The 5672-nt window shown below is 40.8% G+C and carries 8 protein-coding genes and 2 pseudogenes; 6 read left to right on the top strand and 4 right to left on the bottom strand.

The genetic code is table 11. From position 1 onward, the window contains the following. Nucleotides 1-216 (top strand): IS3 family transposase (locus tag L1D55_RS26760; RefSeq protein ID WP_239915817.1); only part of this gene is annotated, 216 nt, incomplete at its 5' end. Nucleotides 217-243: 27 nt separating this feature from the next. On the opposite strand, the gene L1D55_RS26755 is transcribed toward L1D55_RS26760, so the two are convergent. Next, the gene (locus tag L1D55_RS26755) at nucleotides 244-678 is read right to left on the bottom strand and encodes a hypothetical protein (protein ID WP_239919466.1); all 435 of its coding nucleotides are present in this window, start codon (nucleotides 676-678) and stop codon (nucleotides 244-246) included. Between the two features lie 91 nt (nucleotides 679-769). Between L1D55_RS26755 and L1D55_RS26750 the strand changes: the two genes are divergently transcribed. Both L1D55_RS26750 and L1D55_RS26745 read left to right on the top strand, forming a co-directional pair. Then, nucleotides 770-1222: a MarR family winged helix-turn-helix transcriptional regulator gene (locus tag L1D55_RS26750; protein WP_239919465.1), complete on the top strand. Its 453-nt coding sequence runs from the start codon at nucleotides 770-772 to the stop codon at nucleotides 1220-1222. Between the two features lie 203 nt (nucleotides 1223-1425). Beyond that, the gene (locus L1D55_RS26745) at nucleotides 1426-1800 is read left to right on the top strand and encodes an antibiotic biosynthesis monooxygenase family protein (protein ID WP_239919464.1); all 375 of its coding nucleotides are present in this window, start codon (nucleotides 1426-1428) and stop codon (nucleotides 1798-1800) included. 61 nt (nucleotides 1801-1861) lie between these two features. Here L1D55_RS26745 and L1D55_RS26740 read toward each other — a convergent pair whose 3' ends face one another. Beyond that, nucleotides 1862-3052 carry a histidine kinase dimerization/phospho-acceptor domain-containing protein gene (locus L1D55_RS26740; RefSeq protein WP_239919463.1) on the bottom strand — a complete coding sequence of 397 codons (1191 nt, stop codon included), beginning with the start codon at nucleotides 3050-3052 and terminating at the stop codon, nucleotides 1862-1864. Continuing rightward, a complete protein-coding gene (locus L1D55_RS26735; RefSeq protein WP_239919462.1) occupies nucleotides 3039-3644 on the bottom strand; it encodes a response regulator transcription factor in 606 nt (201 codons plus the stop codon). Before L1D55_RS26735 ends, L1D55_RS26740 begins: the two co-directional genes overlap by 14 nt. On the opposite strand from L1D55_RS26735, the gene L1D55_RS26730 reads away from it, so the two are divergent. Continuing rightward, nucleotides 3624-3905, top strand: coding sequence for a hypothetical protein (locus L1D55_RS26730; protein ID WP_004737044.1), 282 nt, complete (start codon nucleotides 3624-3626; stop codon nucleotides 3903-3905). The two genes, L1D55_RS26735 and L1D55_RS26730, sit on opposite strands and share 21 nt — an antisense overlap. Here the strand turns inward: L1D55_RS26730 and L1D55_RS26725 are convergent. Next, nucleotides 3902-5070, bottom strand: a pseudogene (locus tag L1D55_RS26725) (GGDEF domain-containing protein). The gene L1D55_RS26730 and the pseudogene L1D55_RS26725 sit on opposite strands and share 4 nt — an antisense overlap. 283 nt (nucleotides 5071-5353) lie before the next feature. Between L1D55_RS26725 and L1D55_RS26720 the strand changes: the two are divergent. Further along, nucleotides 5354-5425, top strand: a pseudogene (locus tag L1D55_RS26720) (DUF1840 family protein); the annotation flags it as partial. A 61-nt stretch (nucleotides 5426-5486) separates the two neighbouring features. Then, nucleotides 5487-5672: transposase (locus L1D55_RS26715; protein WP_239917338.1), on the top strand; the 186-nt coding region annotated here is incomplete at its 3' end.

The following is a 5672-nucleotide window of genomic DNA, read 5'->3' as shown; positions in this document are numbered from 1 at the left end:
ATGAGTAGGAAAGGAAACTGCTGGGACAATGCTTGTGTTGAGAGTTTCTTCCATTCTATGAAAGTGGAAGCGATCCAATATGAGCCGATTATGACGAGAGAGCAGATGCGCCAAACGATCTTCGAGTACATAGAGGTTGATTATAATCGAACGAGAAGGCACAGTGCTCTTGGGTATCTAAGCCCAGTTAACTTTGAACAACAAAATGTCGCTTAATGAAGTGTCCAGTCTGGCTGGAGCAGATCAATTCGCTTTTCTCAGCAATTGGTCACTAGTAACCAAGTTCATTAATGCAAGACCAAGGCTAAATGCGATAGAAAGAAGCTCTACAAGCTGCAAAAAGTAGAAGAATGAGTCAATGCCATCACTCTTTGCATGCTTATTGAGAAGAATTGCAGCAGGTATAAGAACAAGAATGGCATTTATTGAAATAAACCGGCTTCGCCTAATACTAAGGTATGTTGTTTTGCCCTCATCATTACAGGAACTGAAACTGTAGATCGTCAAAAGAGCCACTGCAGGAATAAAGGCTAGAAAACCAGGATAAACAACATACCTCTTCAGTTGTTTGAGAGATTCCATAGACCCAAACAGTTCTACTCCAATAGTGCTAAAAAAGGAAACCGCTACAAATACAGTGACTATTGGGGAGGTAACTTGTTCAACACAGACTTTCATAAAATTAATCGCCAAGGTAAAATATGACACCATACTGTCAAACATACTCAATATGACAACATGATGTCAAATAATTGCCGGAGTAATAATCATGCAAAATGATGAAACTGTTGAAATCTTTACAAAAACTATATTAGAAATTTTTAAGGTGTATGGCTTCCTTACTATCGAAGGTGATGCTTTGACAAAAGAGTTCGGATTAAGCAGTGCAAGATGGAAAGTATTGGGTGCTATCGTGAAAACTGGCTCACCCTTAACAGTTTCCCAAATAAGTCGAACAATGGGACAAAGTAGGCAAGCAACACAACGACTTACGGACATAATGGTTCAACAAGGATTACTTAAATTGGAAGAGAACCCTGATCATAAAACTGCAAAGCTTGTTGCCTTAACAGATCTAGGGCTTAACATTTATAACGCTTTGGATGAGAAACAGTTTAAATGGGCAAAAAAATGCACAGAGGAAATATCGTTTCAGGAGTTAGAACAAACATTGTCAACACTCAAAAAGATGTCTGAGCATTTTCTTAGAGGCTCCCTTTAAGAAATTCCACTAGCAACGCACTTTGCTAACAGTCAATTGCATTTGTAAAGCAGCCCTAGCTCTTTCTGGTTCACTTAATGTTGATCTAGCTACACTGACAACAATGACAACACCATTACAATTTGACAACAAACTGACAAGACACTACGATTTAGGCATCATTATCGACGTGCATAATTGCGCTTAATTCAAGGTATATGTTTATGAACAGAGCTATGACTATAGGGCTAGTAATTTTTTGTACTAACGTTTTTGCACTTTTTGCAAACGCTAACCCGCACAAGGAAAATGTAACGTTAATTAACTCTTTTACCGTTCCTGAAGAGAAGCTTCCAGAAACGATATCTATGTGGGAGCAGGCTAGAGACTTCCTTCAGAAAGAGCCCGGTTACATTTCAACCGCACTTCATCAATCCCTCTCCCCTGATGCACAATATCTGTTGGTAAATGTAGCTCAGTGGGAAAGTGTTGAAACGTATAAAAAAGCGACCAGCAAGATGAGAGCTGAAGCGAATCTTCCACGAATTGAAGGAGTTAAACCTAATCCTTTCCTTTACAAGGTCATCAGGCGCGATTAAAAGAAAATGAAAGCCTCTTTGTAAGAGGCTTAATTTATTTCTCTATGACGCTGCACCCGTATTAGAAATAGACGACTGAAGTAGAACGTTTGCCGTTAACGTTGCTGTAATAACACCACCCAGCTGCTTGACAAACCGCACTAACAATTTCTTTTCCGTACCCATATCCACGTATTTGGTTAGCACATAAGTCGTTTCTAATCACCAGGCGATTACCACTTAGATGTATATCCACGATAGCTTGGCTGTAAGCTAAAGAATTACGTATCAGGTTACCAATAACAATTTTACCAAACACTTCACTTATTGCCGTTCGGGATCTGATCTCCAAAGTCACCTGACACTCACTACTATTTGCTTGGCTTAAACAACTTTCTATAATATCTGAAACTAACTGATTCTGCTGAGCTGAACGATTTTCCCGACCAAGCATCAAAAATACTTCAATAAGTAATTCCATCTCCTTATTTGAGGTATCTATTCGACTAATGATCGCTTGTTTTTTTTGGTCTTTCTCCATGATTTTAAGTACGTCTACCGCGCCTTGAATCACGTGAACAGGATTGCGCAATTCGTGACTGGCAAATCGAGTGAACTGTCTTTCCCTTTCAACAAAAGCTTCAACACGGCACAATGCCTTCTGAGAGGCACGATGAAGTACTCCAATCTCGTCTTTCCTTGTCGTCGAAGTCTTAGTAAAGTCACTATGCGGATCTGCTACTCTCCCTGCTAAAGTTTTTAGTGGTTGCCCAAAATATTCAGCCAGCACCATCGCGGATAACACTCCCACTGCTAGTAACATCATGCTCATACCAATCACATATGGCCTGCTTACATGGTAATTACCCAGTTCAGTATCACGCTCAGAGAAGTAAACTAGGTGTAGCCAGTTTTTATCGATAGGTGATTCAAAAGTCAGCACATGAATACGACCAAAATCAAACTCTTGAATACCCAGTTTGTCGATGGAGTTCAAATAACGAGGCTTCTTATCCTCTTTTGAACTAATCAGTTTAAGGGAATTGGATGATATAGGTATAAACTGATCCAACTCTAATACCACTTCAACCCAGCGTTCCTCAATATCTAATAAGCGATTATTAATAAAGTAATCAGCCGTTTTTTCTGTGGATAATTCCGAGATCAAGGTAACTGAGAAAACAATGAACACTATAAACAGGGAGAGTATGGAGAACAATTGGTTCCTATAACTGCTTTGATACCAACCGATGAAATTGCTAAAAACTGTCATTTAATCTATAGCCATTGCCCCTCACTGTCACTAGAAAGCCATTGGGTAGTGCTTTTCTCAAACGATAAACTTGGGTTCTATAAGTACTGCCCTCTGGTGGTTCATCTCCCCATACGAAAAACTCGATATCACAAGAGGATACTGACTTTGGGGCTTTGATGAGCAATAGATGCAAGATTTTCTTTTGAATTGGATTTAGCGTTAATTCTTGGTTGCTTATGGTGACACGGTGGGTGTTAAGATCATAAGAGACTGGTCCATAGCTCAAAGTTGGACTCATTCGCCTTTCATTTCGAGCTTGTAAGGCTTCGATTCTCGCTTTCAATTCAGCCAATGCAAACGGCTTGACTAAATAATCATCACCGCCTACATCAAATCCTGCTAACTTATCATCCAATGTGTCACATGCTGTAACAAATATGATCGACACATCAGCGCAGGTACTGCTCCTAGCAAGCTTGCACACATCAAGTCCACTCAATTCAGAGTGACTTATTCGAAAATTTTGAACAGGTAACAATATGAAATTAAGTCTATACTCAATATAGGGTAGACCGCCAAGGAGGCCGCTATGGCAGTACAACAAAAACATGGCGAAAGGCACGGTCGAATGGGCTTTGAAAATGACTTTACGACAGATCAAGGTCAACGTTTTACTGAGGTTGCGAATAACGCGGTGAAACGTCGTATCAAAAAGCGCGAAGTGGAAGCGCCTTTTGTGCATTCGGCAAAGGAATCCGCGCTTAAAACCGTCACTAGATCGAAATGGGAAAACCGAAGCCGAGTTCGGCAAGTGGTTTGGATTATTGTTATTGGCCTTGTCAGCTTATGGGCTATGTATATGGCTGGCTAACGCTGGCGAGTCTTTAGTAGCGTTACATTATTCCCTTCTACGTTCGTTTGAATATCCTCTTCACGTTCAGGGGATTCGGCTTCTTCATGGATGCTGTCCATTGGACACTCTTCTATCGATAATAAGCGTATCGGTTTTTGCCTGAATGCTTGGCAACATACATGGCTTTATCCGCACATCTCGTTAACTCGTGTAAGTCTTGTGCGTCTTGTGGGTACAAAGACACACCAACACTGAGCGTTAGTTCTTTTATTCTTTCATTTGTTTGGCAGCCGCTTTCGAATAAACCACAGATGCGGTCAAGGATTCCGTCGAGGTCTTTTCGGGTCGGGATATCGTAGAGCATTAATACAAACTCATCGCCTGCAAAACGCGCAATCGAATAGTCGTATTCGTGACTTTTTCGATCTCGAGTTCGAATATTGTTGCTCAAGCGATTCGCAAAGTGCTGCAACACACTGTCGCCAACATCGTGTCCATAACTGTCATTGATGCCTTTAAAATCATCGATATCTAAAAAAACCAATGCAGTAAGTGATCGCTCACTATCAACGGTTGTTAGCTTCTCAATAGCCCAACGTTCAAAGCTCCATCGATTTGCTAGCCCTGTGAGTTGGTCTCGGTAAGCTAAGTCTTCGATCCCTTCTTTATACAAACGCTGAATGTAGCTTACTGCTTTGGTGTAGTAGTAAGCGGAGGTATGACACACCAAGCTCATGGTAAACAGGCTAAGAATAAAGCGATGTGTGCTGTTAAAAGGTAGAGAAAAATTGCTGGGTAATGCGGTGATCAGTGTACTTATGAACAGACAAAAAGAGGTGCTTAGGATGACACCAATTCTGAAGTCGTTGATGAAAATAACGGCGGCTAAAATTGGGTAAAGCCAAAGTATGCGGTCGGGAATAGCATAGCTGTATAAAAATAAGATGACGCCTTGCACAAGCAATACACAGCTAAGAATTAACTCTGAGTACTCAGGGTTGTAGACTCTTCTTACATAAATCGCGTTGGCGATAGCGATAAAAGCGAAGCACAGCTCAAACATGGACAACGTGTAGTGTTGTCCCTGAAAGTAAGCCCATGTGTAAAAGATAAAGAGCGCGGCAGCAGTCAGTGAAAAGGAGTAGACGATTTTTTGTTTTCGCGTAGAGCGGATATCCGCCATCTCTTCAAGGTGCCTTCCTACAAGCCTGTTCATGTGATTTGTGCCACTAATTTTGATAATGGTATTAATACTAGATTAAATAATGGGCTACGCGGAGCCTTAGCTGACCATTTAATGTGACTATTATCAAGATTTCATATGAAAGGTTGATTAACGCATTCTAAATGGTGATGGATATCACTAATGGTGCAGCTTGCCAAAAGCAAGTGAACCATTATGTGCTTGCTTTCCAATGATTTACTCCACATAGTTCTTTTACTATTCAATTATTAAGGGACCAATTATGTTAATCACGTTTAGCTGCAAGGCACACGCAAGTGTCACGATGTTTGGTGAAGTAGGTCTGCAGTTTATTGATCCGCCCCAGCAGTTTTGGACACTGAGTTAAGTGAGTACAATCACTAACGAGGTGAACAATGACAACTAAGAAAACTAGAATTAAACATTCCCCTGAATTTAAAGCAGAAGCCCTGAAGTTAGCAGATAAAGTGGGAGTAGCTGCGACAGCAAGACAGCTTTCTTTACATGAATCTCAAATCTACGGGTGGCGAAAGAACTCGAAGAAAGACACCAGTACTAGTCAACGAGAGCAAGAACTAGCC

It is taken from the genome of Vibrio sp. Isolate22, assembly GCF_022398115.1.
Lineage (GTDB): Bacteria > Pseudomonadota > Gammaproteobacteria > Enterobacterales > Vibrionaceae > Vibrio.
The sequence above is the reverse complement of the archived record's forward strand: the minus strand, read 5'-3'. Positions and strand labels throughout refer to the sequence as shown.

Excerpts from the sequence above, each read along its gene's own strand:
- L1D55_RS26745 (WP_239919464.1), top strand. The coding sequence starts at position 1,426 with ATGAACAGAGCTATGACTATAGGGCTAGTAATTTTTTGTACTAACGTT.
- L1D55_RS26740 (WP_239919463.1), bottom strand. The coding sequence starts at position 3,052 with ATGACAGTTTTTAGCAATTTCATCGGTTGGTATCAAAGCAGTTATAGG.
- L1D55_RS26755 (WP_239919466.1), bottom strand. The coding sequence starts at position 678 with ATGAAAGTCTGTGTTGAACAAGTTACCTCCCCAATAGTCACTGTATTT.
- L1D55_RS26735 (WP_239919462.1), bottom strand. The coding sequence starts at position 3,644 with ATGTTTTTGTTGTACTGCCATAGCGGCCTCCTTGGCGGTCTACCCTAT.
- L1D55_RS26750 (WP_239919465.1), top strand. The coding sequence starts at position 770 with ATGCAAAATGATGAAACTGTTGAAATCTTTACAAAAACTATATTAGAA.
- L1D55_RS26730 (WP_004737044.1), top strand. The coding sequence starts at position 3,624 with ATGGCAGTACAACAAAAACATGGCGAAAGGCACGGTCGAATGGGCTTT.